Annotated in this window: 21 protein-coding genes; 10 read left to right on the forward strand and 11 right to left on the reverse strand. The window is 43.7% G+C overall.

The window, feature by feature from the left end; genetic code table 11:
- Window positions 1–11 precede the first annotated feature (11 nt).
- On the reverse strand, window positions 12–206 hold the full coding sequence (locus tag AC1XUF_RS30860; protein WP_026629450.1) for a cold-shock protein: 195 nt from the start codon (window positions 204–206) through the stop codon (window positions 12–14).
- 352 nt (window positions 207–558) lie between these two features.
- Here AC1XUF_RS30860 and AC1XUF_RS30865 point away from each other — a divergent pair, with 352 nt between their 5' ends.
- Entirely contained in the window at window positions 559–780 is a 222-nt protein-coding gene (locus AC1XUF_RS30865; protein WP_483345733.1) for a PspC domain-containing protein, read from the forward strand.
- On the opposite strand, the gene AC1XUF_RS30870 is transcribed toward AC1XUF_RS30865, so the two are convergent.
- From AC1XUF_RS30870 to AC1XUF_RS30885, 4 genes are all read right to left on the reverse strand, one after another.
- A complete protein-coding gene (locus AC1XUF_RS30870) occupies window positions 761–1,789 on the reverse strand; it encodes a glycosyltransferase family 2 protein (protein WP_483345734.1) in 1,029 nt (342 codons plus the stop codon). The two genes, AC1XUF_RS30865 and AC1XUF_RS30870, sit on opposite strands and share 20 nt — an antisense overlap.
- 3 nt (window positions 1,790–1,792) lie before the next feature.
- Entirely contained in the window at window positions 1,793–2,140 is a 348-nt protein-coding gene (locus AC1XUF_RS30875) for a YbaB/EbfC family nucleoid-associated protein (RefSeq protein WP_483345735.1), read from the reverse strand.
- Window positions 2,141–2,194: 54 nt separating this feature from the next.
- Window positions 2,195–4,123 carry a T9SS type B sorting domain-containing protein gene (locus AC1XUF_RS30880; RefSeq protein WP_483345736.1) on the reverse strand — a complete coding sequence of 643 codons (1,929 nt, stop codon included), beginning with the start codon at window positions 4,121–4,123 and terminating at the stop codon, window positions 2,195–2,197.
- A gap of 168 nt (window positions 4,124–4,291) precedes the next feature.
- Window positions 4,292–6,241: a T9SS type B sorting domain-containing protein gene (locus AC1XUF_RS30885; RefSeq protein WP_483345738.1), complete on the reverse strand. Its 1,950-nt coding sequence runs from the start codon at window positions 6,239–6,241 to the stop codon at window positions 4,292–4,294.
- 180 nt (window positions 6,242–6,421) lie between these two features.
- Here AC1XUF_RS30885 and AC1XUF_RS30890 point away from each other — a divergent pair, with 180 nt between their 5' ends.
- From AC1XUF_RS30890 to AC1XUF_RS30900, 3 genes are read left to right on the forward strand one after another with little or no spacing between them, the layout of a single operon-like run.
- Window positions 6,422–7,666, forward strand: coding sequence for a bifunctional 3,4-dihydroxy-2-butanone-4-phosphate synthase/GTP cyclohydrolase II (locus AC1XUF_RS30890; protein ID WP_483345739.1), 1,245 nt, complete (start codon window positions 6,422–6,424; stop codon window positions 7,664–7,666).
- Window positions 7,666–8,094: a GNAT family N-acetyltransferase gene (locus AC1XUF_RS30895; protein WP_483345740.1), complete on the forward strand. Its 429-nt coding sequence runs from the start codon at window positions 7,666–7,668 to the stop codon at window positions 8,092–8,094. The genes AC1XUF_RS30890 and AC1XUF_RS30895 overlap by 1 nt, the downstream gene beginning before the upstream one ends.
- A 52-nt stretch (window positions 8,095–8,146) precedes the next feature.
- Window positions 8,147–9,121, forward strand: a complete 975-nt coding sequence (locus tag AC1XUF_RS30900; protein WP_483345741.1) for a bifunctional heptose 7-phosphate kinase/heptose 1-phosphate adenyltransferase — start codon at window positions 8,147–8,149, stop codon at window positions 9,119–9,121.
- 12 nt (window positions 9,122–9,133) lie between these two features.
- On the opposite strand, the gene AC1XUF_RS30905 is transcribed toward AC1XUF_RS30900, so the two are convergent.
- Window positions 9,134–10,120 (reverse strand): hypothetical protein, encoded by a 987-nt coding sequence (locus tag AC1XUF_RS30905; RefSeq protein WP_483345742.1) that lies wholly within the window; start codon window positions 10,118–10,120, stop codon window positions 9,134–9,136.
- 133 nt (window positions 10,121–10,253) lie between these two features.
- Between AC1XUF_RS30905 and AC1XUF_RS30910 the strand changes: the two genes are divergently transcribed.
- Complete coding sequence (locus tag AC1XUF_RS30910) at window positions 10,254–12,005, forward strand: DUF4153 domain-containing protein (protein WP_483345743.1); 1,752 nt, start codon at window positions 10,254–10,256, stop codon at window positions 12,003–12,005.
- A gap of 61 nt (window positions 12,006–12,066) precedes the next feature.
- Window positions 12,067–13,065, forward strand: a complete 999-nt coding sequence (locus tag AC1XUF_RS30915; RefSeq protein ID WP_483345744.1) for a polysaccharide deacetylase family protein — start codon at window positions 12,067–12,069, stop codon at window positions 13,063–13,065.
- Window positions 13,066–13,263: 198 nt separating this feature from the next.
- Here the strand turns inward: AC1XUF_RS30915 and AC1XUF_RS30920 are convergent, their stop codons facing one another.
- Complete coding sequence (locus tag AC1XUF_RS30920; protein ID WP_483345745.1) at window positions 13,264–15,009, reverse strand: response regulator; 1,746 nt, start codon at window positions 15,007–15,009, stop codon at window positions 13,264–13,266.
- 144 nt (window positions 15,010–15,153) lie between these two features.
- Entirely contained in the window at window positions 15,154–16,551 is a 1,398-nt protein-coding gene (lpdA, locus tag AC1XUF_RS30925) for a dihydrolipoyl dehydrogenase (protein WP_483345746.1), read from the reverse strand.
- A gap of 291 nt (window positions 16,552–16,842) precedes the next feature.
- Between lpdA and prfB the strand changes: the two genes are divergently transcribed.
- The 4 genes from prfB to AC1XUF_RS30945 all read left to right on the forward strand — a co-directional run bounded on the left by prfB (window position 16,843) and on the right by AC1XUF_RS30945 (window position 21,074).
- A protein-coding gene (gene prfB / locus AC1XUF_RS30930) for a peptide chain release factor 2 (RefSeq protein WP_483345747.1) occupies window positions 16,843–17,917 on the forward strand; the annotation gives its coding sequence in 2 pieces (ribosomal slippage) (window positions 16,843–16,902 and window positions 16,904–17,917; 1,074 coding nt in all).
- A 515-nt stretch (window positions 17,918–18,432) separates the two neighbouring features.
- Window positions 18,433–19,227, forward strand: coding sequence for an alpha/beta fold hydrolase (locus tag AC1XUF_RS30935; protein WP_483345748.1), 795 nt, complete (start codon window positions 18,433–18,435; stop codon window positions 19,225–19,227).
- A 24-nt stretch (window positions 19,228–19,251) separates the two neighbouring features.
- The gene (locus tag AC1XUF_RS30940) at window positions 19,252–20,547 is read left to right on the forward strand and encodes an MFS transporter (RefSeq protein ID WP_483345749.1); all 1,296 of its coding nucleotides are present in this window, start codon (window positions 19,252–19,254) and stop codon (window positions 20,545–20,547) included.
- 92 nt (window positions 20,548–20,639) lie between these two features.
- Window positions 20,640–21,074 carry a DoxX family protein gene (locus AC1XUF_RS30945; RefSeq protein WP_483345750.1) on the forward strand — a complete coding sequence of 145 codons (435 nt, stop codon included), beginning with the start codon at window positions 20,640–20,642 and terminating at the stop codon, window positions 21,072–21,074.
- Here AC1XUF_RS30945 and AC1XUF_RS30950 read toward each other — a convergent pair whose 3' ends face one another.
- The 3 genes from AC1XUF_RS30950 to AC1XUF_RS30960 form a co-directional block, all read right to left on the reverse strand.
- The gene (locus AC1XUF_RS30950; RefSeq protein ID WP_483345751.1) at window positions 21,075–21,950 is read right to left on the reverse strand and encodes an AraC family transcriptional regulator; all 876 of its coding nucleotides are present in this window, start codon (window positions 21,948–21,950) and stop codon (window positions 21,075–21,077) included. It lies immediately after the preceding gene.
- 493 nt (window positions 21,951–22,443) lie between these two features.
- Complete coding sequence (locus AC1XUF_RS30955) at window positions 22,444–23,424, reverse strand: dihydrodipicolinate synthase family protein (protein ID WP_483345752.1); 981 nt, start codon at window positions 23,422–23,424, stop codon at window positions 22,444–22,446.
- A 23-nt stretch (window positions 23,425–23,447) separates the two neighbouring features.
- The gene (locus tag AC1XUF_RS30960) at window positions 23,448–25,031 is read right to left on the reverse strand and encodes a sodium:solute symporter family protein (protein ID WP_483345753.1); all 1,584 of its coding nucleotides are present in this window, start codon (window positions 25,029–25,031) and stop codon (window positions 23,448–23,450) included.
- Between the last annotated feature and the right edge of the window lie 80 nt (window positions 25,032–25,111).

A 25,111-nucleotide genomic window follows, 5' to 3' on the forward strand; every position in this document is an offset into this window, starting at 1 on the left:
AAAAAATATGGTTATATCTTTTTTACCTGCACAGCGTTAAGTCCTTTTTTACCTTCAACGACTTCGTATTCTACTTGGTCATTTTCACGGATGGTAAGGCCCCCCAATCCTGTCACATGGACAAAGATGTCTCTGTTTGTGTCGTCTTCAACGATGAAGCCGTATCCCTTAGCTTCATTGAAAAATTTTACAGTACCTGTTGGCATAATGGTTGAAATAAAAAAATTGAAATAAGGTGAAAATACAAAAGAATTACAAGCGTTTCAATAATGTAACACAAAGACTTTACCAAATAATTGAGGGAGGCTCAACGCATTGGCAAAAGAAATTTTGGCAATTTTTATCAAGACATCTCGAATATAGTGAACAACTTATAAAATCTTTAATCACAAAGAAACAAAAATTGTTTGTAAAACAATTTTTTTGGTTAAAGAATTTGCAAATTTACGAGTTAGCGGTAATTTGCCTTTTCGTACCTCCTTTCAATAAAAAGTTTTCCCTGCAATTGCTTATCGACGTGAAAATCGCTAACTATGAGTTAACTATTTAAAATAAGGTATGAACAAGCTTCGATATTTCGTTGAAGACCAAATATTTGGGGTATGCGCAAAGCTGGGTGAGAGGCTTAATTTCCCCGCAAGCAGCATCAGAAAATACTTCATTTATGCTACTTTCATGACCTTTGGCTCTCCCATTATATTGTACCTGGTTCTGGCTTTCTGGCTCGAAATCCGTCAGCATTGGCGAAAACATAATTGCCCTACGATTTGGGAATTGTAGCTTTTGCGATTCCAGTCAATTGTCCAAAGCGACGCTTCCCAAGCACAAAGTATTCCCACACCACACTCCGGTAATACAAAGGAGCCCTATAATAGGTACGCGCATTTTCTTTTACTAACGATGGGATCATTCTGTAAAACGCGAAATGCGCCCTCACAATCGCGATGACATCGGGCCATGCACCCGTAGCCATGAAGCGTACACTAGAAATCCCATCCAATACCAACCTGATCAGCACTGTCTTCCACCTTCTGCCTTTTGGCAGGTTTTTAAACAACATGATCAGGTTATTGCGGTAATTAAGAAAGGTCTTTCGCGGATTTGATTTATGCAAAGTACCCCCTCCCACATGATAAACTTTTGACTTCCCGCAATAAGTAACTCGGTATTTCAGATTAAGGAATCGCCAGCACAAATCGATTTCTTCCATGTGTGCAAAGAACGATTCGTCAAATCCGGAAGCTTTGTGAAATGCCGAAGCTCTTACGAACATACATGCACCGGTTGCCCAAAAAACGTCCTTTTCGTCGTCATACTGGCCCAGATCTTCTTCCCGGGTATCAAAAATTCTCCCGCGACAAAATGGGTAGCCCAAATAATCCATGTAACCACCGGCTGCGCCGGCATATTCGAAGTGTGTGGGTAAGTCGTAAGCAAGGATCTTTGGCTGGCACGCTGCAATCCTTGTGTCGGAATCCATAAATGAAATAACCGGCGGTACCCAATTTTCGGTTACCTCGATATCTGAGTTTAACAGGATATAATAGTCTGAGGAAATCTGCCTTAGCGCTTCATTGTATCCCCCCGCATACCCTTTATTCTCATTGATTTCTAAAACCCGTAAAGTGGGATAGTGTTCGCGGATCCAGGCAAGTGAATGATCTGTTGACGCGTTATCGGCAATCCAGATATCATAACCCACGGAGTACCTGATTATATTGGGTAGGAACCTTTCGAGATGGTGACGGCCGTTATAGTTCAGAATTACAATCGCAACAGAGGATGCCATAATTTATTTCATGAATCCTCCCAAATCCAATCCCGGGATATTGGGAAGCACGCCATCCGTTGCTTTTTGCAGATGTTCCTTGATTTTTGGCTCAATATTATCAAATGCTTTATTAACTGCCGCAACAATCAGATCCTGTAACATCTCTTTGTCATCCGGGCTGATCAGATCCTGGTCAATGTCGAGACCAATAAGCGCTTTTTGCCCATTTACAGTAGCTTTCACCAAACCTCCACCAGATTCGGCAGTTTGCGTGATGCTGCTTAATTGATCCTGAGCTTCTTTCATGCGGGATTGCAGGTCTTTCATTTTACCCATGAGTCCCATCATGTCCGCCATATTTCCAAACATATCTCTGCTGATTAAGTTTTAACTTTTATAAAACTTATTTTACGGAAATGGTTCCTACCGTAAAAGCATAAAAGTACCACTTTTTTCAACAGTTTGATTGATGTCATCCACGAAAGTCATTTTGTAAACGTAGGAGCCAACAGGTGCATTTATCCCGTTTATCGTTCCGTCCCAACTGTTCGTAATGTCGTCCGAATGGAATATAACCTCGCCCCATCTGTTAAGAACAGACAATTTAAACGACTGCAGTTGTTCAGATTTGGCTTCGAGAAGGTCGTTATACCCGTCCCCATTTGGAGAGAATGCATCGGGGACAAATACACCGGCGCTTCTTTTATAATTGATCATATTGGAGAGGCTTTCAAACTGCCCGTCAGGTGAAACCGCTTTAACCTGGAAATTATATTCGAGGTCGCTTTGAGCGTTAAATTGCAAAGTATATCTAGTGTTCATCTCGACAGGAATAACGCTCTCGCCGCTACTTGACCCTGTTTGCACAACGTTGTAACCCGAGATACTGGCGATAATCGGCAAATCCGCGCTCCAAGAAAGCGTTGTAAGTTTCCGGGTTAGCAAAATAGTGCAAACTGGTTGAGAAGCCGGAAGCTTTTGCCCACATGAATTCTCGTAACTCAATCTATAACAATAGGATATATCACTGGTTTTCACGTCTATATCCGAATATTCATTTTGATTATATAAGGTAATAATTTTCTTAAAAGTTGTCGTTCCAGCCTCAGCCCGCTCAATTGTCATACTATAAGTGCTATTTATCCCGGACCCAGGTACATTTGCTTTTATTTGAATTACGTTACTTCCTAAAACGGATACTGCAGCCTGCTCGATTGGTTTCGGTGAAGTAATTTCGGTCTTCACCCCCACGGGTGCCGATATCGACACAACATCTCCTATTCTAGCTACGATCTGATACTCCGAAAAACTGCCACAGGTAACATCTTTATCCGTATAAGTCACTTCCGATATCGAGGTGAAACTCTTTATAACTGTTCCATCTCTGAGAAGGTCATAACCCATAAATCCATCGGCATCACTATATTGATTCCATTTTAGTACATTTTCTCCTTCACTTGAACTACCCGACAAAATCATACTGCTAATCACTTTACTATCGCGCTGTCCATGACACAAATCTTCCGACGATAGTTTCAGATTGTAAACTTGGTTTACATTCAGATTAGGGATATCAAACGGTTGAGTTCCCCCAGACGACCTGCTTCCCGCAGTTGTGTAATTTGTGCCGTCTGTACTGTATTTGATTTGTGTTGGTATTGCAGTAACACCCTGATAGGTTAAACGTATAGTGCCCTCTCCCCTCATCTCCACAGATTTAACCTCGATTTCATTAAGCTGCGCTTGTTGGAAAGAAATTTTAAGAGAGGAAGTCGCCCCTTTATCACAAGCCTTCCCTGCTGTATACATGCCGGTTATTGTCGCCGTCGGACTGGTATTTGCATTTGCATAATTATGTTCAATAGTCAGTTGACTGCCTTTGGTCCAGATCGAAGATTCTCCATCCCCCCATTTAATTTCAACTTGGTCATAAGCTTTAGTGATGATATCATCTGTCAGGGTCAGAATAACCTTTCCACCGCCGCATGAAGAATATTGAACCGCCACAGGTCTGGTTTCAAATACGGTTACATTCCTACAAGCATAAAATTTTCCAGAAGCAGCGGCACCAAGCTGCAGCATGATAAAGGATCCTGGAACTGTGTAGGTATAAGCGGAAACATCGCCGTAGACAGGATTCAAGGACTTTCCATCATAAAATGCATTATAGCCCACGAGTATCGGATTGGCAACCGTGTTAGTGATCTTTACTGCCATTGGTGCACAACCCTCATATTTGTCCAGCGTGAAACCGCCGCCTCCAATATCACAAAGCCCCTGAGCCATACCACGCGCAGAGAGAAAAATCAGCAAAACAGTCAAAAAAGAAATAGCAGGTATTCTTAATCTCATAAGTGTGTCATATTAAACCATGAATTCTTTACAAAGTTTTAAAACTAATATTGAGCAATAAGAGGCTCACAAGTCGAAGATTACGTTGTTAGATGGCTGCCGGGGATGATTATCTAACGGGGATACACAGCAAAGTATTATCCTCATTAATAAGCCATTAAAAAAATCCTACCTGATCAACAAAAAACTCCCGTTTTTAGATATCATCTCGCCCGATGAATCGACTGCCTCAATTTTATACAGGTAGTAGCCGCCTGCAGCCTTCTCGCTGTTAACTTTTCCATCCCAACTTTCAGAAAGGTTCTCCGAATGGAAGACGACTTTGCCCCAGCGATCGAATATGGACATCTTGAAATTCGAGATAAAGTAGGCTTTGATCTCAAACCTTTCATTGTAGGCATCCCCATTGGGCGTAAAAGCGTCGGGAACCAGCATAATTGCGTCTCTCTTGATATTCAGGATATTCGACTTGCTCGTAAATTTTCCATTAGTCGATTGAGCTGTAACCTGAAATGAAAATTCTGTTTCAGACCCCAGATCTAATGTATGGTTGGTGCTCAACTGCTTCGGGATGACCTGCAGAAAATTACCGACTTTATCCAGTTCGATCAGGTCGTATGCACTCAAAGCATCTGTAAACGGCAGGTCACCTGTCCAATTGATCTCCGAAGTATTGCTCTTAAGCAAAATAGAACATATTGGCTGACTAAACTCCGGTGAGCGGAGTTTGCATGCATTCTGGTATCCAAACCGGTAACAATAAGAATTTTCATCCGTATTTACGGTGACATCGTCGTAGGTGAGACTTCCATTGCCTTGGGGCGAAACCTGAGAAAAATCCGAACTTCCCGACAAAGCCCGTTCTATGATCAAATCATATGTGCTTGTGAGCCCCTCTCCTGAAAGTTCTACGCTGGTTGTGATGGTATGGGCATCTTTAACGGTTACATTGGCCTGATTGATCACTGCCGGGACAGATGTTTTTGGTTCGGCACTAAAAGGGGCGGAATACGACCTGACGTCATTCTCGATGATCGCTACGATTTCGTATTTGTAGGTGGTTCCGCATTTAACATCTTTATCAAGATATGACAGCTGATCTGGCGACGTAAAAATTACAGAACCGTCCCTTTTCAATTGATACTCGATCAGTTTCTCAGTATTTGACTGGTTTTCCCAAGCAATTGAAATAATCTCATCCAGTGAAAATGACCCTTCCCTAATCGTCATGCTGCTAACGGTCGGACTTTCTACGAGGTTGTCACACAAATCCTTAGAAGACAATTTAAATCTGTAAACCTGATTAGGAGTCAAGCCACTGACCGTTACAGATTGAGGGCCACCCGTTTGCCCAGATTTTCCGGTTGGCACAAACTGTCCATCTCCCTTGTCGATCAATACCTCCGTTGCTATACCCTCCATCCCCTCATAAAGCACCTTTGCTTCCCCGGAAGCAAGCATTTCAACACTCCGGATTCTAATGCCTTTCAATGACTGGGACGGGCTTTGAGAAGACAATATGGTCGTTTTTAAGGATGCTTTACATTGATCGTTGTTATACCCACCGGTAAGCTTAATATCCGGCCGAGGTGCGTTGGCAGGAAAAGAATGCTGCAGGTCTAGGGCGCCTCCCTTACTAACCATAACCAGCTGCTGGGTTCCATCACCCCAGTCGACGGTGACAAAGTCATAAGCCCCGGCAATGCTATCATTTTCAATTTTCAGTTGTACCAAGCCTTCCTCACAAGCAGTTATCTCAGCGTTCGGGCCGCGGTTTTCAAACACGACTACATCTTTGCATTGGCTAAATCCCGTTCCCGCAGCACTCCCAAACTGCAGAATTGTATAAGTACCGGGAAGCTGATAGGTGAAAGAAGAATCCTGGGTGGTTTCTCTCGGGGCGGGCACGGTAGTACGGGCGCGATCAAAATTGAAGGCATAGGTGACGCTCTCTGACTTGGGGACCAGGTTTTTGACGGAAACCGTCAAAGGAGCGCACCCCTGAGCAGGGGTAATCGAAAATCCGCCGGTATTTCCACAAAAGCTCTGACCTAAAACATTTTCCTGGATAAGCAGAATTGTGCTTAATAAAAATGTGATCAGTAGCTTAATATTCATAAAAGAGTAGAATTGTCCCTGAATAATGCCTTCGGTTAATGCTTAAACCTTTGAAACGGATAAGGCAAATCCTTTGTTAAGATGCATGAAGATTCAAAAATAGAACTTTCGACATTAACAAATACCTTTGCTCAATAAAAACGAGTTTTGATTTAAAAGTATTTTTCATCAACCCGATTAATGAATACGAATAATATTCCGATTCAGCTGGACTCTATCGAGGAAGCAATCGAAGCTATAAAAAGAGGTGAACTAATCATCGTTGTAGATGATGAAGACCGTGAAAATGAAGGTGACTTTATCTGTGCAGCTGAACTTGTTACACCTGAAATAGTAAATTTCATGGCAAGAGAAGGACGCGGACTGATTTGCGTCCCCATTACAGAAGAGCGTTGTGCCGAGCTGGATCTTGAAATGATGGTTGGCAATAATACTGCCCTGCACGAAACGGCCTTCACGGTTTCTGTCGATTTGCTCGGCAACGGCTGTACAACGGGGATATCTGCCAGCGACCGTGCAAAAACCATACAAGCTTTGGTAAACCCTCAAACCAAGCCCGAGGACTTGGGACGTCCCGGTCACATTTTTCCGTTAAGAGCGAAAAAAGGGGGCGTGCTTCGCCGAACAGGCCACACGGAGGCCGCTATTGATTTTCCAAGATTGGCCGGGCTTTCCTCAGCAGGTGTTTTGGTGGAAATCCTCAATGATGACGGTTCCATGGCGCGGTTGCCCCAATTACGTGAAATCGCCAACCGGTTTAACCTCAAATTGGTCAGCATTAAAGACCTAATAGAATACCGACTTCAGGAGGAATCTTTGATCAAACGGGAGATCGGTGTTGACATGCCTACCAAATGGGGTCATTTCGATCTGATCGCTTATCGGCAGGTGAATACCGGGGATTTACATCTCGCACTGGTGAAGGGAACCTGGGAAAAGGATGAGCCTATCCTGGTGCGTGTGCATTCTTCTTGTGTAACTGGCGATATTTTCGGCTCTTGCCGCTGCGACTGTGGGCCTCAACTACATGCAGCAATGGACATGGTGGACAAAGCGGGAAAAGGCGTCATCGTCTACATGAATCAGGAAGGAAGAGGAATTGGTTTGTTGAATAAATTAAGAGCCTATAAGTTACAGGAAATGGGGAGGGACACGGTTGAGGCTAACCTGGAACTGGGTTTTCCAATGGACGACCGGGATTATGGCGTGGGCGCCCAGATTCTCAGAGATCTGGAAGTAACCAAACTGAGACTGATCACCAATAATCCTAAAAAACGGGCTGGATTAATAGGCTATGGACTCGAAATTGTTGATTCAGTCGGCGTGGAAATACCAGCAAACCCATTTAACGAAAAATACCTGCTCACAAAAAGGGATAAAATGGGCCATAACTTAAGCAACCTAACAATTCCTGTTAATAAATAATGGCTGATATCAGGATCGTAAAAACTGAAAGTGATGTACTTAAGTGTCGTAGAGCAATACAGGTGCTAAGACCTTTGATTACAGACGACTTATATCTTGAAGCGGTACAAAAAACCCTCACAGACAACAGGATAATTATCTTTATTGAGGATAACAACGAGGCTAGCGCCATTGCAACTTTTGAAACTGGCTACAACCTATTTCGCGGTAGATATATTTATATTGATGACCTGTCGACCTTACCCGAGCAAAGAGGAAAAGGATATGCAGGAATGTTGCTGGATTGGATCATGAGTTTTGCAAAAGAAGAAGGATTTGATCAGGTACATCTTGACTCGGGGATTAGTGAGGCCCGAACGGATGCACACAGGCTTTACCTCAACAAGCGGTTTCAGGTCACAAGCCTTCATTTTGTTGCAAACGTATGATTTTCATACCCATTTTCGCAAGTTTGTTTTTTTAACAAGTGATAGTATTTTAATGAATATAGATCAGGTATTTGAAGCATTCAATTCGCTGCGTGTATTGGTCATCGGAGATGTAATGCTGGACTCTTATGTTTGGGGGAAGGTCGAAAGGATATCTCCCGAAGCGCCGGTTCCTGTTGTAAATGTTCAGAAACGCGAATACCGTCTTGGAGGAGCAGGAAACGTACTGCTAAATGTGCAATCTCTTGGTGCGGAAGCGATTATATGCTCCGTGATCGGAACGGACGGTCCCGGCGATCTTTTAGAGAATAGTCTGTCAGAAAAAGGACTCAATTGCGAAGGCTTGATCCGAAGCAAGGAAAGAATTACAACCATTAAAGAACGTATCATAGCTGGCTCGCAACAGGTGGTACGCATCGATACGGAAACCGATAGGCCTATTTCGGGACTAGAAACTGAAAAACTCGTTGCCAAAGCCAAAGAGCTTATCCCTTCCTGTCAGGTGATTATTTTCGAAGATTATGACAAAGGTGTACTCACCGCTGAATCCATTTCTGAGATCACTTCCTTTGCAAATGAGCACAATGTCCCGACCGTTGTGGATCCAAAAAAACGCAACTTTCTAGCTTACAACAATACGACCCTTTTCAAACCCAATCTCAAGGAGCTTCGCGAAGGACTAAAGATTGATTTCAATGTAGATGATCCTGCTCAATTGTTGGATACGGTCCGGATTTTAAAAGAGACCTTGAATATTGGAGGCGCATTGATTACACTTTCCGAACGAGGCGTATTGATTGACTATCAGGATGAAGTTCACAAACTTCCCGCACATATCCGGCAAATTGCCGATGTATCTGGCGCTGGCGACACGGTGATTAGCATTGCTGCATGTTGCGTGGCATTGGGACTGCCACCAAAATCAGTGGCTGCTATCTCCAATCTAGGTGGAGGATTGGTATGCGAAATGGTAGGAGTAGTTCCAATTGACAAGCAGCTCCTTCAAACAGAAGCCGCAAAATTGTAGCTAACACATTTATTACCAGTTGATTCCAGCTTCTCCGAGTCCCATTTTCCGGATAAACTTTGAGGATAGCCTCGAGCGGCTGGTAATGTAGCGCACGCTTGCACCTATATACGGCGTGGTTGCGGGTGTGTAAGAAGTAAGGTTTTCTCGCGCACTATTAAAGGTTCTCAGCTGCCGAAACGTAGTGACTCCTGCTTCCAGCGAAACATTGATGGCCGTAAACAAATGTGCATTGGCCGAAACACCCACTTTAATATGTCTGTAATTTTCCCGCCGAAGTTGTTTTTCTTCGGGAGTCTGTATTTGAAAACCACCGCTATAACCATTCAGGCCAGCCATCATGTCAACGTTAAACCATTTGGTAGCCTTATAATTTACATCAGCCATAAAAGGTAACAATGCCGACGCACGCCAATGTTTACCCAAGCCTTTATTGATTCCAAAAACCGGTACAAATCTTAATTTTTGATTATAAGCCAGCACAGAACCGTACATGATCTGGGTCCGCAAGCCGAGAATATGCATTCTGGCTGCGCCGCCCCAGAAGAAGGGCTGCGGACTGAAAAACGTTTCATTAGTCTCGGTCATTCCCAAACCTCCTCCATACACCCAAAGCCTGTCCTTAATGCTGGCCTGTAAACGGATCACGCCTAATGAAAGTGTTTTGTATCCATTTTCAGGATTGTTTTTACCGTCGACAGTTGGTTGAATTTGTGTGTATTGAGCCAGTGCAACGGTGTGTACCGCTCTTAAATCCAGTTTTTTCCTGAGACTATATCCCAATTGCACTTCACTTTGCAATGGGATGATACCGAAAAACCCAGTCCTCGACAGGCCATAATCCTGCGTCCCATTGAGGCTGGACGGAACGGTGTAATCCGCTTTCAAGGTGACGTTGGGGTAAAAAAGGCGGCTAAGCCCAAAATGTTGGGCATGTACCGGGTTAGCTAATGATTGTGAAAGGAAAAATAAGCTGAGCAGATTGCGGAAATTTGCCATGCAAGGTTCTTGGGGTGCGTTAATTTCGCAAATAACGCGAAAAGTGCAGGGCTATTGTATATCCGCCATTCGATGAAGTTTCGCCAAAACTTCGTTGATTTACATGCACTATACAAATAATCTTATAAAAGTCATGATCCAGTTACCCTCGTTACAGGCTCTGTCAGAAAGCTTTTTGCGCACCGTCAATAAATATCGGTGGGGCGTACTAATTTCCTTGATGAAAGCCTTCCTGTTTATCTACCTCATCGAAACGCCCTATCCCGATGAGATCCAAAGGAATTTACTGACGCGGCTCTGCTATCTGGCCTTCGTGGCAATGCCGCTTGTACTTTCTATCGAATTATTAATGAAAAGACGTCGGTTGAGGCTTTCAACGCAACTGATCCTATTCCTGTTGCTGACAGCGCTGCTGGCTCTTTATTTCTTCACAATGGACGCGGATCCGGGGCCCAGTGACATGTACCGGTTTTTCATTTTTCTTTTGGGGTCGCACCTGATCGTCTCCTATGCCCCTTTCCTTGGATTTGATGAACCAAATGGCTTTTGGCAGTTCAATAAGACCCTTTTTCTACAATTCCTGAATGCCACATTGTATGCGGTCACGCTGTATATTGGCTTGCTCATTGCGGTAGAAACAGTTAAATTTTTGTTCGATGTCAAGTTTTTATTTGAAATCGAACAGGATCTCGCGGTTCTGATCTTCACGATTTTCCATACCATTTTTTTCCTGAGCAAGATTCCGGAACCACTTGATGCATTAGAACGTCAGGAAGGCTACCCCTCAGGGCTAAAAATATTCACGCAGTACGTCCTGTTGCCTCTGGAAGTAGTTTATCTCGTAATCTTATATACTTACACAGGCAAAATTATTTTTCAATGGAAATTGCCCGAAGGTGGCGTAGCATATCTTGTCCTGGCATTTTCCGTAGCCGGCATTTTGGCATTATTGCTGTTGTATCCGCTCAGAAGAAGCCAGACGGAACGGTGGATAAGCCTTTTTAGTCGTCGATTTTATCTAGCTCTTTTACCCCTGATATTGCTGCTTTTCGTCGGAATTTTCAGACGGATCAGTGAGTATGGTGTGACAGAGAACCGCTACCTCGTTGCGGTATTGGCCATTTGGCTTGCTGGTGCGACACTCTATTTTCTTTTGACTAAAAAAGACGATATCCGTTGGATACCTATCACACTTTCGATCCTCTGTTTCATTGTGACTATTGGGCCGTGGAACATGTTTGCAATTTCCGGAAGCAGCCAGATCAAACGCTTTCGCCATATACTTTCTCAATATCATCTCCTGAATCGCCAAGATAAGATTGAAGGGAAAGCGATAGTGTCAGAAAAAGACTATCAACAACTTTTCTCCATCGCCCGTTATTTTGAATCGCGAGATGTAGCCATGCTCGAACCATTTTTTGAGGGCTTACCAAAACAAGACAGCCAGAGATTTAATAGCGTTGTCGAAAATGAATTAAAGCGATTTGTCAGCAGTGAAAAAGGAGAACCTGATGATTATCTTCATTATTCTTCGGGCCTAATAAGTCCTCAAAAGCTTGAAATTGGAGTTAACGATTTTGAAAAACTCTTGTTTTTCAGCAGCAGCGAAAGTTCCTCAATGGCGTACGATGAATGGAAACTTGAATTGATGCCGGAGGGGAAAAGATTGAACATTTACAAAAATGAATTAAAAGTGATGAGTATAGACATTGAAAAAACAGCAATGGATCTAAGCAAACAATTCGGGACACAGAACGACAATGTTCCGGTCGACAAACTGCATTTCGATAACAAAGACCCATTGAACCCGATTCGGGTTATTTTCAGAAACATATCCCGCAACCGCGGAAACTATTATTTCGAAGGCCTGATATTATACCGCTAGATGTGATCCGACTAGCCTAAAACAGGAGAAATGAGGTATTCCTAAATAAATATCGATTTACATGAAGCAAATAATCTTTTCAATCTTCATTCTCTTTCCCTACTTCTCGAAAGCCCAAACTGCCGGCTCTACCTACGCCGAAAAATTAGGCTATCCGAAAGGTAAAAAAGTCCTGATCATCCACGTAGACGATGTCGGGATGTCTTACGAGTCTAACCAGGGAGCCATTAAAGCGATCCGTGAAGGCGTGGCTAATTCATTGAGTGTGATGATGCCGTGCGGGTGGGTACCCGGTTTTGTCAATTATTGGAAAGAAAATCAAGATATCGACGCCGGTCTGCATTTGACAATGACTTCGGAGTGGAAGGATTACCGTTGGGGTCCGTTGGCCGGCAAAACCAGTGTCAAAGGACTTACCGATAGCCAGGGCGCGATGTGGCGCGGAGTAGCCGACGTTGTTAAAAACGCAACGCCAGACGAAGTCGAAACTGAAATACGGGCGCAATTGGATCGCGCAAGAACCATGGGTTTTGAGCCCACTCACCTGGATTCACATATGGGAACACTGTTCGCAAAACCGGAATTTCTGGAAAGGTATCTCAAGGTCGGAATGCAGGAAAAAATCCCGGTGATGTTTCCCGGAGGCCATAACACAGCCATTCAGGCCGAAGAAAAGATGATTGCCGAGCGATTTGAAATGACCCAAAAGGTTGGCAAACAGCTCTGGGCGGCTGGTCTTCCGGTACTCGATGATCTCGAAAATACAAGTTATGGCTGGAAAGGGCCTGAGAATGGAGATAAATCAGAAAAAGCTTTGCAGAAATACAAAACGGCGAAATACATTGAGGCATTGGGTAAGCTAAAACCCGGTTTAACCATGGTGATCATGCATTGCACGATCCACACGGAGGTGTTCCCAAAAATCTCCGATTCCTGGCCAACACGCGAAGGTGATTTTCTGGCCATGGTAGATCCGGAATTAAAAAAGTATATTGAAAAAGAAGGGATTGTACTCACTACCTGGCGTGAAGCGATGCAAAGAAGGCAAAAGATAAAGTAAGCAGGGCCTTATCCGGCACGTTCTATAATCTATAAGTGCATATCCGGCGAGGTGCGGATACGTCTGCGTACGAATTCTAACGTTCCTGGGTCCATTCAAATTTGACTTCGCGTTGGCAGGTCTTGCAGCAAATGAAACACATCGTCACTGCTGGATATCCATTGATTTCGCTATTGGAATCGCCTTTCTTGTGCGATTTCAATTGGCGCCAACATACGAGTCAATGATCCTGTAGAAATCAGCCGGAAGAAATGGTTTTACCAAATAATCGTCAAAGCCGCTGGCAAGAGCCCGTTCACGTTCGTCTTCAAACGCGGATGCGGTGAGTGCTACAATGGGAATATTTTTGTCCTTTTGCCTGATTTGATTGGTAGCCTCAAAACCATCCATAACAGGCATTTTCAAATCCATAAAAACAAGGTTATAACAATTCAAAAAGCACATTTCAACTGCTTGCCTACCGTCCGAGGCAGTATCATATGCGATTTGCCTTTGTTGCAGAAGTCTCGTAGCAAACAATAGGTTTATTGCGTTGTCATCCACCACCAATATCCTTGCTTTTGTATTTACCCTGGGGTTTTGCAACTTTTCGATTGGCTTCTCCTCAATAGTGGTGACCGAATAAGGCAGCTCGATTTCAAATGAAAAAGAAGAGCCTTTCCCTAAGCTACTTTCAAGTTTCAGCTCCCCGCCAAAAAGCCTTACCAGCTCCCTGGAAATGGCAAGACCCAAGCCTGTTCCACCGTCCTGGCGTTTTACCAGACTTTTAACTTGTGTAAAAATTTCGAAAACCGTCGCCTGCTGATCTTCCGAAATGCCGATCCCACTATCGGCTACCTTAAATTCCAGTCTGATCAGGCTTTCAGATCTGTTGATTTCTTTCATAGATAATTTTACAAACCCCTTATCAGTAAACTTGATCGCATTGTGAATAAGATTCGTGATGATCTGGCTAAGTCTTACCTTATCGCCAATCAGTTGAGGCAATGACAAGGTTTCAAATATCAGGTCCAGCTTTTTCTCGTTTGCCCTGGGAGCAAAAGAGTTATAGAGGTTTTTAAAAAGCAGCTCCGGATCAAAGGTAACCGGGTGAAGTTTCACATGGTTGGAGTTGATCTTATTAAAATCCAATATATCGTTCACCACTGACATCAGATGTGTAGAAGAAAACTTCAATGTTTCGATCAATTCCCTTTCCTGCTCATCCCTTGATTTGTTTTCCTGGAGAAGATGCACAATTCCTACGATCCCGTTCAACGGTGTCCGGATCTCGTGGCTCATGGTAGACAGGAATTCGGATTTAGCGCGCGTCGCGCTTTCGGCTATTTCTTTTTGCTTTTCCAACCGTTCATTTTGTTCCGCAAGTGTATACCGATAATAAAATTCGCGTTTGTCCCTTTTCTCTTTAAAAGACATCACGAAAGGAAACAACAAATGCCCCATAAAAAAAAACAAGCCACCTTCCTCTAAAAATTGATAAAAGAAACTTGGATGTCCCCAATATAAAGCAGTCGGGAAAAACAGAAATACCAAAATGGTAACGACAAAAGAATCGGTTGCTGGCAAGCGAACTACTAAAACAATGAAAATCAGCGCAAGGGTCATGTTAAAAGTAAGCCGGTCGTAGGTAGCATGCGGAACCGTTGCGAGAACGTAGGCATGCACGGGCACGAGGATCAGGTAAGTCAACAAAGCTGCCCGTTGTCCATTGATCCTGCCGCCAAAATGACAGACCAGCACAATCATTGCGAAGCAACTGGATACCAGTTCGGCCTTAAATATTCCGATAAAAGCAGGATTGTTTTTTAAAAGGTAGACAACGGAAGTGACCGGGTAACCCAACAGGACTGTAAAGCAGAAGATTACATTACCCCACCGAGATTTTATTTCACTTTCCTTTTTCCACGATTCATTGAAATCGCCTGTGTATAGGGCATTATTCAAAAATAGAGAGTTTTAAACGCGAGTGTCTGTCTTAAGGATATAAGGCTGTTTTGGACAGCATTTCAAATTTACATAAATCAATAAAAAAAAAGGTATCCAAATGAATGAATACCTTATAATTTCTACAAAACTACTTTTACAAAACTATAAATCAATCGCCTCTCCGTAAGCCGCTTCGGTAGCACCTTTTAATGCTTCTGACATCGTAGGGTGAGGGTGGATTGAACGAAGAATTTCGTGGGACGTTGTTTCCAATTGACGTGCTACGACCACCTCAGCGATCATCTCAGTAACATTGGCACCAATCATATGCGCTCCGAGGAACTCTCCGTATTTGGCATCAAAAATCACCTTTACAAAACCATCTGTAACACCTGCACCAACCGCTTTACCGGATGCTTTGAAGGGAAACTTGCCTACTTTGATATCATAACCGGCTTCCCTCGCTTTCTTTTCTGTGTAGCCTACTGAGGCAATCTCTGGCTGGCAGAAAGTACATCCCGGAATATTTCCGTAATCAAGTGGCTCTGTCTTATGGCCCGCAATTTTCTCAACACAAATAATCGCCTCGGCAGTAGCAACGTGCGCCAATGCAGGGCCGGGAGTACAGTCTCCGATTGCATAAAATCCGGGAACGCTGGTTTCGTACCATTCATTGACAGAAATTTTACCCTTATCTGTTTTGATCCCCGTTTCTTCCAAACCAATATTTTCAAGATTCGCCACGATCCCGGCAGCTGAGAGCACTACGTCCACTTCAAATGTCTTCTGACCGTCAGGCGTCTTTACAGAAACCACGCATCCTTTTCCACTTGTATCTACTTTTTCAACAGTCGAATTAACGTAAGTATCGATACCGATCTTTTTATATTGTTTAGCGATCTCCTTGGAAATGTCCTCATCCTCAACAGGGACAAGGTTAGGAAGGAATTCAACCACAGTTACTTTGGTACCCATTGAAGCGTAGACATAAGCAAACTCCATCCCGATTGCACCAGAGCCTACTACCAAAAGAGAGCCTGGCTGCGTTTCAAGGCTCATCGCCTTGCGGTATTCGATTACTTTGGTACCGTCAATTTTAATGTTTGGCAATTCGCGGGCGCGGGCACCTGTTGCGATGATAACACCCTTATTGGCTGTATAGTCAGTTTTTTTGCCATCTTTATCCGTAACCTCAACCGTTTTCTGGCCTTTCACTTTACCAGTTCCCATGATGACGTCGATCTTGTTCTTCTTCATCAAAAAAGAAACTCCTTTGCTCATGGTATCTGCCACGCCGCGGCTGCGTTTGATCACGCCGGCGAAATCTGCAGACGACTCTCCTACATTGATACCATAGTCTTTTGCATGCTTAATGTATTCAAAAACCTGTGCACTTTTCAACAATGCTTTGGTAGGTATACAGCCCCAATTGAGGCAAATTCCTCCCAAACTTTCTTTTTCAACAATAGCAACTTTAAGTCCTAATTGGGAAGCACGAATGGCTGCGGGATAACCCCCGGGGCCGCTGCCAATTACAATCACATCATATGTTTGAGCCATTTTCTGGTATTTTTATTGATAAGAAATGGGTTGACTAAATTTCTCGCAAAGTTAAGACGATTTGCGGGAATGCCTACATCTACAAGGCCTGCTATTTATATATGAACCTGACCGTTATTGCGAATTGTTATACCTTTGTGACTTTATGCCTTTAGGCAGATTACGACATCTGCAAATGTTGTCACACTGAACGAAGTAGAAGTGCGTAATTACACTTCCACTTCGTTCAGTGTGACAAATAGCCGTCCGTGTTCAGCCGGGCACTTTTTTCAACTTAAATTCAAACTTCAAATGACATTAGAGCAATTGAAAGACTTGAAAGCCCGTGTAGAGGCTTTGGGGAGGTATCTTTGACTACGATAACCGTAAAAAACAGCTAGAAGACCTTGAACAGCAAACTGTTCAGCCGGAGTTTTGGAATGATTCGGAACGTGCCGAAAAAACAATGCGGGAAATCCGCGGACTGAAATTCTGGACAAATGGTTACGAAGAACTGGCCCGGCTGCGGGACGATCTGGATACCATTTGGGAATTTTACGATGCCAATGAAGCTACCGAAGAAGAGGTAGACGAAGAAGGCAAAAAGCTCTCTGACAAACTGGAAGAAATTGAGTTCCGGAAAATGATGGGAGAAGAAGGTGACGAACTGCCCGCCGTGATCGAAATCAATGCGGGAGCGGGTGGCACCGAATCTCAGGATTGGGCATCTATGCTCATGAGGATGTACATCATGTGGGCGGAAAAAAATGGCTATAAGGTCCGGGAAGTGGATTTGCAGGATGGCGATGTGGCCGGTGTCAAATCCGTAACGCTGGAAATCGATGGCGAGTACGCTTACGGTAACCTGAAATCGGAAAATGGCGTACACAGGCTTGTCCGTATTTCGCCATTTGATTCGAATGCGAGGCGGCACACTTCGTTCACATCTGTTTATGTTTATCCTTTGGCAGACGACAATATTGAAATTGAAGTGAATCTGGCTGACATTACCTGGGATACTTACCGCTCTGGTGGTGCTGGTGGACAAAATGTAAACAAAGTTGAAACCGCGGTCCGTTTGCATCACAAACCTTCCGGGATTATTATCGCCTGTCAGCAGGAACGTTCACAATTGATGAATAAAGAAGTGGCGATCAGGCTGTTGAAGTCACGACTTTACCAGATTGAGTTGGAAAAACGGAACTCGGCCCGCGCAGAGGTGGAAGCTTCCAAGCGTAAAATCGAATGGGGCTCGCAAATCCGCAGCTATGTACTCGACGACCGTCGGGTTAAAGACCACCGGACCGATTATCAGACTTCCAATACGGATGCAGTTTTGAATGGTGAGATTAATGATTTCATCAAGGCCTATTTGATGGAATCGTAATGATAGAGGAGACCCTCCGGCTATTGCAAGCTGGGGGGTTTCTTATTTTTCGTAACTCACATCAAAAAGTATGTCTATGGATGGTATCCGCTATACCACAAATGATAAAGATCAAAAAACTGACTTAATCATCAGCCTATAAGAACACGGACAATTTGCTGGGGACCTTTTAGATACTAAAATTGTAAAAGAACGAATGAATGAAGAAACCATTCCTTTAGAAGAATTTATTGCGCGATTAAAGTCAGAGGGTAAACTTGAAGAATGATAATTACAAAATCATCATCACGAATTCTGCTCAAAAGGAGATTCTTAACCTCCAAAAAGCCGATCTGAAAAGAATGGTATCTGCAACCGCCTCATTATCGGTTATTCTGCGACCGTCGGGATGTTAAAAATTAGTCGCTTCCAAAAACACTTATCACATTAGAATCGGAAATTACAGAGTTCTCTACCTGATAGCAGACACGGTTAGAATTGTGAAAATTTCTTTGTGAAGCACCGGCGAGAAGCATATGAGTAATTCCTTCATAAAAGGCCTCCATTACCACAAACTTGGCCACGGCCCAAACAATCTTCTCGCATTCCATGGAATGGGGCAAGATGGCCCTGGCTGTTTTAAGTCATTTGAGGAAAAACTTGGCGGAAATTACACAATCTACGCTTTTGATCTATTCTTTCACGGAGGCAGCGAAAACTATGATATTGAATTGGTTACCAAAAATTTTTGGGCTCAGTTAATCAAAGAGTTTTTGGATCAGAATCACATTTACAGCTTCGATATAGCCGGTTTCAGTATGGGAGGACGCTTTGCGCTGGCAACATTGGAAGCTTTTCCAGAAAAGATTCAAAACGCTTTTCTGATTGCACCCGACGGCGTTTCCGAACATCCGCTTTACACTTTTGCGTCCCGCTTTCCACCAGCTCGGAAATTATTCAAGTGGTCGATGAGAAATCCGGCCCTTTTCTTCAAAATCATACGCGTTGCGCAAAAAACAGGAATGGTTAACAAAAGCCTGGTCAGGTTTACCGAGTCTGTTTTGAGCACTTTCGAAAGGCGACAAATTGTTTACAAATCGTGGGTAGCTTTTCGCGAGCTCCGGTTCAATATTCCTGCGATTTACAAATTGTCCGTAAGTTGTGACGTCAGAATATTTCTGTTCTCAGGCAAATATGATAAGCTTTTAAAACCAGCCGATATCCAGAAACTCGGCCGGCTTTTACCTCAAGAACAAAACATCCTTTTAAAAACCGGGCATACGCAATTAGTAGAGCAGGCCGCCGTATGGATTTGTACTTTATTTGAGTAACTTGTCGAACACCATTCGATCCGTATGCAGCAGGTTTTCTCCAAAAATGATACAAACTGGCGCCTGAAAGCGATATTTGGCGGCTCCGCCGGAAATCTGGTCGAATGGTACGATTGGTATGCCTACTCTGCATTTTCCCTCTACTTCGCCAATACATTCTTCCCGGATTCTAATCCTACTGTCCAGCTTATCAACACAGCCGGAATTTTCGCGGTAGGCTTTCTAATGCGACCCATAGGTGGGTATGTTTTCGGAAAACTAGCCGACACCAAAGGCCGTAAAGTGGCCATGACTTTATCCGTGCTATTGATGTCCTTCGGCTCACTTCTTATCGCATTCTTACCCGGCTATAATAGCATTGGTATTGCCGCACCCTCTTTGCTTCTCGTTGCGCGGCTATTGCAAGGCCTGAGCGTCGGCGGTGAGTATGGTACTTCAGCGACTTACCTGAGCGAAGTAGCAACCGAGAAAAGGCGTGGCTTTTTTTCCAGCTTTCAGTATGTCACACTGATCGGCGGACAGCTCATCGCTTTGGGATTGCAATTGATTTTGCAAAATATCTTTCTCACAGACAAGCAAATGCACGAATGGGGTTGGCGCATTCCGTTCATTTTAGGCGCATTACTCTCACTTACCGCATTATATCTCCGCGCTCATCTGGACGAAACCCAGGCATTTAAAACCAGAGTTTCTACCGACAGAAAGGATAGCTCGTTGACAGAGCTGCTCAAACATCCCAAGGCGGTGCTGGTGGTGATTGGGCTCACGTTGGGCGGTACACTGGCCTTTTACACCTACACGACCTACATGCAGAAGTTCCTGGTCAACACAGTCGGACTGACTAAATACCAATCCACAATACTGACCTTTTGCTCCTTACTGATTTTTGCCTTACTGCAACCAGTTTTCGGGGCAGTCAGTGATAAAGTGGGCCGTCGGCCCTTGCTGATTTCATTCGGCGTGCTGGGGACTATTTTTACTTATCCACTGCTCACTACCCTCAGCCATACAGCAGGTATGTGGCAGGCGTTCGGGTTATTGATGGCCGCATTAATGATAGTCAGCGGCTACACCTCTATTAACGCAGTAGTAAAAGCGGAGCTATTTCCGGTGGAAGTCCGCGCACTGGGCGTAGGCCTGCCCTACTCGCTGACCGTCGCTGTTTTTGGCGGGACAGCAGAATACCTCGCGTTATGGGCCAAAAATCTTGGACACGAGAGCTATTATTATTGGTACGTCACATTGTGCATATTTGTCTCCCTTATCGTATATCTCACCATGAAGGATACCAAGCATACTTCGTTAATTGAAAAAGATTAACCAGCCAAATCGCCTCTTAGAAAAAATAAAAATACTCTTGACATAATCCATTAAAATCGATAATTTTCTGGAAACCAAACGTTTCAGAAGTTATGAATATGATGGATCGAATCGAGCATTGGGGCGATGCGCACCATCCGGCATGGATGGATTCAGTTCGCATTGCTTTGGGAGTATTCCTGTTTGCAAAAGGTATCAGCTTTATCAGCGATACGACGCAGTTATCCAGGCTGGTAACAGGGCTGGATTTTCATCTTTATACCGTTACTGCTGTTCATTACGTCGCTTTCGCCCACATTTTCGGGGGATTTTTAATTGCGATGGGTTGCCTGACCCGCATCTCCTCCATTATCCAAATCCCAATTTTGCTCACGGCTGTTTTCTTCATCAACATCAGGACGGGCTTCTCTTACCTGAATTCTGAACTCTGGATTTCGCTGATCACTTTAATTCTAGTAGTTACCTTTTCTATTGTCGGCTCCGGACGTTTCTCCATGGACGAATGGATGAGAACCCACGACAAATAATCAGATCAGTTCGGGTGCGGTTTTATATAGATATCTTCGCTTGTATTCCAACGGGGTCATATCGGTCACCTTTTTAAAGTGCCGGTAAAAATTGGAAACATTATTAAAACCGCACTCAAAACAGATCACTTCCGTTGCCATTTTATCCTCGATCAACAGACGGCAAGCCTGACTGATCCTGATTTCCACCAGAAAATCATTGTAAGTTTTTTTCGTCATTAACTTGAAATACCGGCAGAATGAAGTTATACCAAGGTTTGCGATCGATGCAACATCCTGAAGAGTGATATCGCTACGATAGTTTGAAAGTGTATAAGAGTATATTTTATTCAGTCTGAGCGTTTCAGTATCATTTGATTTATAAAAAGCATGGGCAGATGCGATGGTTTCGTATTCCCCGGTTTCTGCCAATATCTTCAGAATCGACAATAAAGCGATCAGCCGGTCCAGGTTTTCTGCGTTAACTGCTGAATGCATCAGCTGAATAACCTTTTCCCTGGCCTCCCCTTTGATCAATAACCCTCTTTTTGCTTTCTCATAGAGTTTGGGAATTTGATATGCTTCGGGAAGAAGCAACAGATCACTTCCAAGGCAATGAGGCAGAAAATGAATAATAATCACTTCGACTGAAGTATTACTTGCCCCTTCCTCGACACGCCAGGTATGCGGTAGGTTTTCGCCAAGCAAGATCAATTCCCCATCTGAAAAGTTACTAATGTTATCGCCAATAAAGCGGACACCCTTTCCCTTAATCAGATAATGCAGTTCGAGCTCAGGGTGATAATGCCATACTGTGCCAAAGCCTGAGTCTTTGTCATGGCGAATACTAAATGAAGTCCGCGTTGGTATCGGGACTTTGTGGAAATGCGGTTTCATTTTTTAAATCAATTCCCGACAGGGTTTAGGATAGATTGTCGGTGCATAATTTAAAAAGAAAAAGTTTACATTATCTATCCAATTCTCTTCCAAAATTTTTAGAAAAATACAATTTCATCCAGTAAAACTAATAGTTTCAGTCGGTTACAAGCACCAAATGTGCTTTAATTTGCCTTAAATGAATGAATTTTGTCCAAATATTCAATCCTCGCAGCCGGGTCTGTATATTTCATCATCTGACCAAAAATCTGATTTTTCAAATTCAAAAAAAGGTATGACTGGAAGCTATCGTCCGGTTGTATCTCCACCCTTTCATTCCAGATTTTAGTAAAAACATCCTGAATAATATTTTCTGCTTCAGCCTCATCTTTTAAGATAACTGAGCAAAACTTGAATGCTGGTACATGAAAATAAGACCGAAGCTCATCAAATGCAGCCTCATCTCCCTGTGTAACCTTAAACAGAATTTGGTGGTACGGAAAGGCCATATCGTTTATTTCAATGGTGCAATCAGGTTTTTTTTTAAAACACTACGAATATCCAGGTCTGTGTGGAGACGTTCTATTTCCTTCAGCAGCTCATCTGCCTGCTCCTTTAAATCATCCGTGAGTATGCCAACGTCCCTTCTGGTATAGGTCGATATCGGAAATCCCCGTTTTTGAAGACAATATTTGGCAATGGTTGGATATGCTGAGTGAACAATATCCATAGATTCTACAAAAAACTGCTGGACCCTATTTACTTCGGCCTGCTTACCGGGGTCTTGATAATGCTCACAAATCCAGACAATAAGCTCTGGAAAAATATTCCCCTGAATACACGACAATCCCGCTGCCCCGGCCTTAAGAGAAGACACCGCATTGACCATATAGGCATCGTACAAACCAAATTTATAGCCTTTTCCCACCTCAATACGCCTGGTTACCTCTTCCAGGTCAAGGCAGGTATCTTTGTGATATATGATCCGCTTGGTTTTAATCAATTCTCCCAGAACCGGGCTATTGATAAGCCGCTTATAGGGAACAGGGCACTCGTAAAAACCCAGCGGTATATCGTCTGTCAGACTTATTAATTCCTGAACACGCCTTATAAAAACCTCATCGGACTCATTTTCGTCGACTAAAAGGCTCGTAATCACAATTACCGCATCCACGCCGGTTTCATATATACGTTTCACGAACGCCGCCTGTTCTGCTACCGGCCCGCCAAATGTCCCTGTTGCTACGACAGGAACTCTACCCCTTGCTTTGTCGACCACCGTTTTGGTTACCTTCAGCCGTTCCTCTTCTGTGAGCTCATACATCTCACTGGACAAGCAGTTAGCAAAAAGACCTGCGGCGCCTGCTTCCAGGTACATCTCCGTCAGCGCTTCCAGCCCATCATAATCGACTTCCCCTGAATCCAGGAACGATGTGAGCATGACGGGAATAAAGCCTTTTGGCAAAGATGCAGAGCGTGATGTAACAGGAGTCATTGTATTAGGTTTTATGAGCTTTCTTATTCTTTATCCAGCATTAATTTCCTTTTTTCGGGAGCTCGGGTTTTCAAACGCGTCAGCAAAACACCTACCAGGAAAATAGTTAATGTCCCCACCACCATAATCATGTTCTGATGTAGCGGGTTATGTAAATAGGCATACTCCTTTGGCAGTTGATTCGAGAATGTCATCCAGATAATCACAACAATCCCAATCACCGTGGCAGTAAGTGCCTCTGTATTGCGGGTACTTTTTGAAATAATTCCGAGAAGAAACAACCCAAGCATTCCGCCGGCGAAGATTCCAGACAACATCCACCACACATCGAGAACGCTCTTAACGCCGATCATGGCTATGCCGGTTAGCATTCCCAAAAGCCCAAAAACGGTGGTTGCGATATACAAAATGCGCATGGACCCGTTCGGTGTGATATCTGATTTAATGTACTTCTGGTAAATGTCGACAGAAAAGACCGTTGCCGAAGAATTCATGCCGGAGCTGATGGTACTCATCGCTGCAGACATGATTGCAGCAATAATCAAACCAAGTAAGCCTACCGGAACCTTGGTGACCATAAAATGAGGCATTACCTTATCCCCGTAGTCTGCCGGGACAAGTGAGGAAGCCAGGTCCGAAATAGCAGTTGCAGTGCCGTTGGGCAATCTTTCGGTAGCAACCTGCATTTTTATTGCCTGTAATAGCTCCGGATTGCCCTGATAATAAGCATACAGGCAGGAGCCAAGCAAAAAAAAGATGAGTGATACAGGCAAGTAGAGATACACGCAAAGCCAAACAGAACCTGCCGCTTCTTTAACCGACGATGTGGTATGATAACGCTGCACATAATTTTGGTCCATTCCGAAATTGTTCAGATTCATAAAGAATCCGTACAACAACACTACCCAAAATGAGGATTGCGTAAAATCCGGCGCGAAAGTTCCGAGACTGAACTTATGGTCTGCTTTACCGATTTCGATGATCTTCGAAAACCCGCCATCAACTCCATTCACAACCAGATATAAGATCACCAGTGCGCCGACCGTCTTAATGACCCCCTGCACCACTTCAGTCCAGATTACAGCCTCCATTCCGCCCATGACGGTATAGAGCACAATACAAATCCCTACGACCACCATAATCGTAGACATCGGGAAGCCAGTCAATGCCTGCAGGCTTAATGCGATCCCAAAGAAAATGGAGCCCATCCTGGCTAGCTGAGTAAGCAGGAAGCAAACCACCGCATAAGTCCTTGCCCAGGCACCAAATCGATGTTCCAAATGTGTGTAAGCAGAAACCGCCCCTGAATTCCGGTAAAAGGGAATAAAAAAACGTGTTGCAACCCAGGCTGCAAATGGCATGGATAAGCTAAAAACCAATGAATTCCAATTGCCACCGAATGCTTTTCCGGGGACACCTAAAAAAGTATTGCTGCTTAAAAATGTAGCATAAATGGAGATACCGATCGCCCATCCGGGAATACTTCCGGACGCTTTGGTAAACTGATCGGCGTTCGTATTCTTCCTTGAAAAGTAGACACCCACTCCCACCATTCCGGCCAGATAGGCAATCACAATAACCAGGTCAATGATTGGTAAGGATTTCATTCTACTTTGGAGGTAATTATAACTTTACCACAAAGAAACAGGATGAAGCCTATGAATTAGTATCGTTTCGTGACCTATTA

The organism is Dyadobacter sp. HNCC25DJ185, from assembly GCF_056895195.1.

Coding starts and splice junctions, on each gene's coding strand:
- AC1XUF_RS30860 (WP_026629450.1), bottom strand. CDS start 206: ATGCCAACAGGTACTGTAAAATTTTTCAATGAAGCTAAGGGATACGGC.
- AC1XUF_RS30865 (WP_483345733.1), top strand. CDS start 559: ATGAACAAGCTTCGATATTTCGTTGAAGACCAAATATTTGGGGTATGC.
- AC1XUF_RS30870 (WP_483345734.1), bottom strand. CDS start 1,789: ATGGCATCCTCTGTTGCGATTGTAATTCTGAACTATAACGGCCGTCAC.
- AC1XUF_RS30875 (WP_483345735.1), bottom strand. CDS start 2,140: ATGTTTGGAAATATGGCGGACATGATGGGACTCATGGGTAAAATGAAA.
- AC1XUF_RS30880 (WP_483345736.1), bottom strand. CDS start 4,123: ATGAGATTAAGAATACCTGCTATTTCTTTTTTGACTGTTTTGCTGATT.
- AC1XUF_RS30885 (WP_483345738.1), bottom strand. CDS start 6,241: ATGAATATTAAGCTACTGATCACATTTTTATTAAGCACAATTCTGCTT.
- AC1XUF_RS30890 (WP_483345739.1), top strand. CDS start 6,422: ATGAATACGAATAATATTCCGATTCAGCTGGACTCTATCGAGGAAGCA.
- AC1XUF_RS30895 (WP_483345740.1), top strand. CDS start 7,666: ATGGCTGATATCAGGATCGTAAAAACTGAAAGTGATGTACTTAAGTGT.
- AC1XUF_RS30900 (WP_483345741.1), top strand. CDS start 8,147: ATGAATATAGATCAGGTATTTGAAGCATTCAATTCGCTGCGTGTATTG.
- AC1XUF_RS30905 (WP_483345742.1), bottom strand. CDS start 10,120: ATGGCAAATTTCCGCAATCTGCTCAGCTTATTTTTCCTTTCACAATCA.
- AC1XUF_RS30910 (WP_483345743.1), top strand. CDS start 10,254: ATGATCCAGTTACCCTCGTTACAGGCTCTGTCAGAAAGCTTTTTGCGC.
- AC1XUF_RS30915 (WP_483345744.1), top strand. CDS start 12,067: ATGAAGCAAATAATCTTTTCAATCTTCATTCTCTTTCCCTACTTCTCG.
- lpdA (WP_483345746.1), bottom strand. CDS start 16,551: ATGGCTCAAACATATGATGTGATTGTAATTGGCAGCGGCCCCGGGGGT.
- AC1XUF_RS30935 (WP_483345748.1), top strand. CDS start 18,433: ATGAGTAATTCCTTCATAAAAGGCCTCCATTACCACAAACTTGGCCAC.
- AC1XUF_RS30940 (WP_483345749.1), top strand. CDS start 19,252: ATGCAGCAGGTTTTCTCCAAAAATGATACAAACTGGCGCCTGAAAGCG.
- AC1XUF_RS30945 (WP_483345750.1), top strand. CDS start 20,640: ATGAATATGATGGATCGAATCGAGCATTGGGGCGATGCGCACCATCCG.
- AC1XUF_RS30950 (WP_483345751.1), bottom strand. CDS start 21,950: ATGAAACCGCATTTCCACAAAGTCCCGATACCAACGCGGACTTCATTT.
- AC1XUF_RS30955 (WP_483345752.1), bottom strand. CDS start 23,424: ATGACTCCTGTTACATCACGCTCTGCATCTTTGCCAAAAGGCTTTATT.
- AC1XUF_RS30960 (WP_483345753.1), bottom strand. CDS start 25,031: ATGAAATCCTTACCAATCATTGACCTGGTTATTGTGATTGCCTATCTG.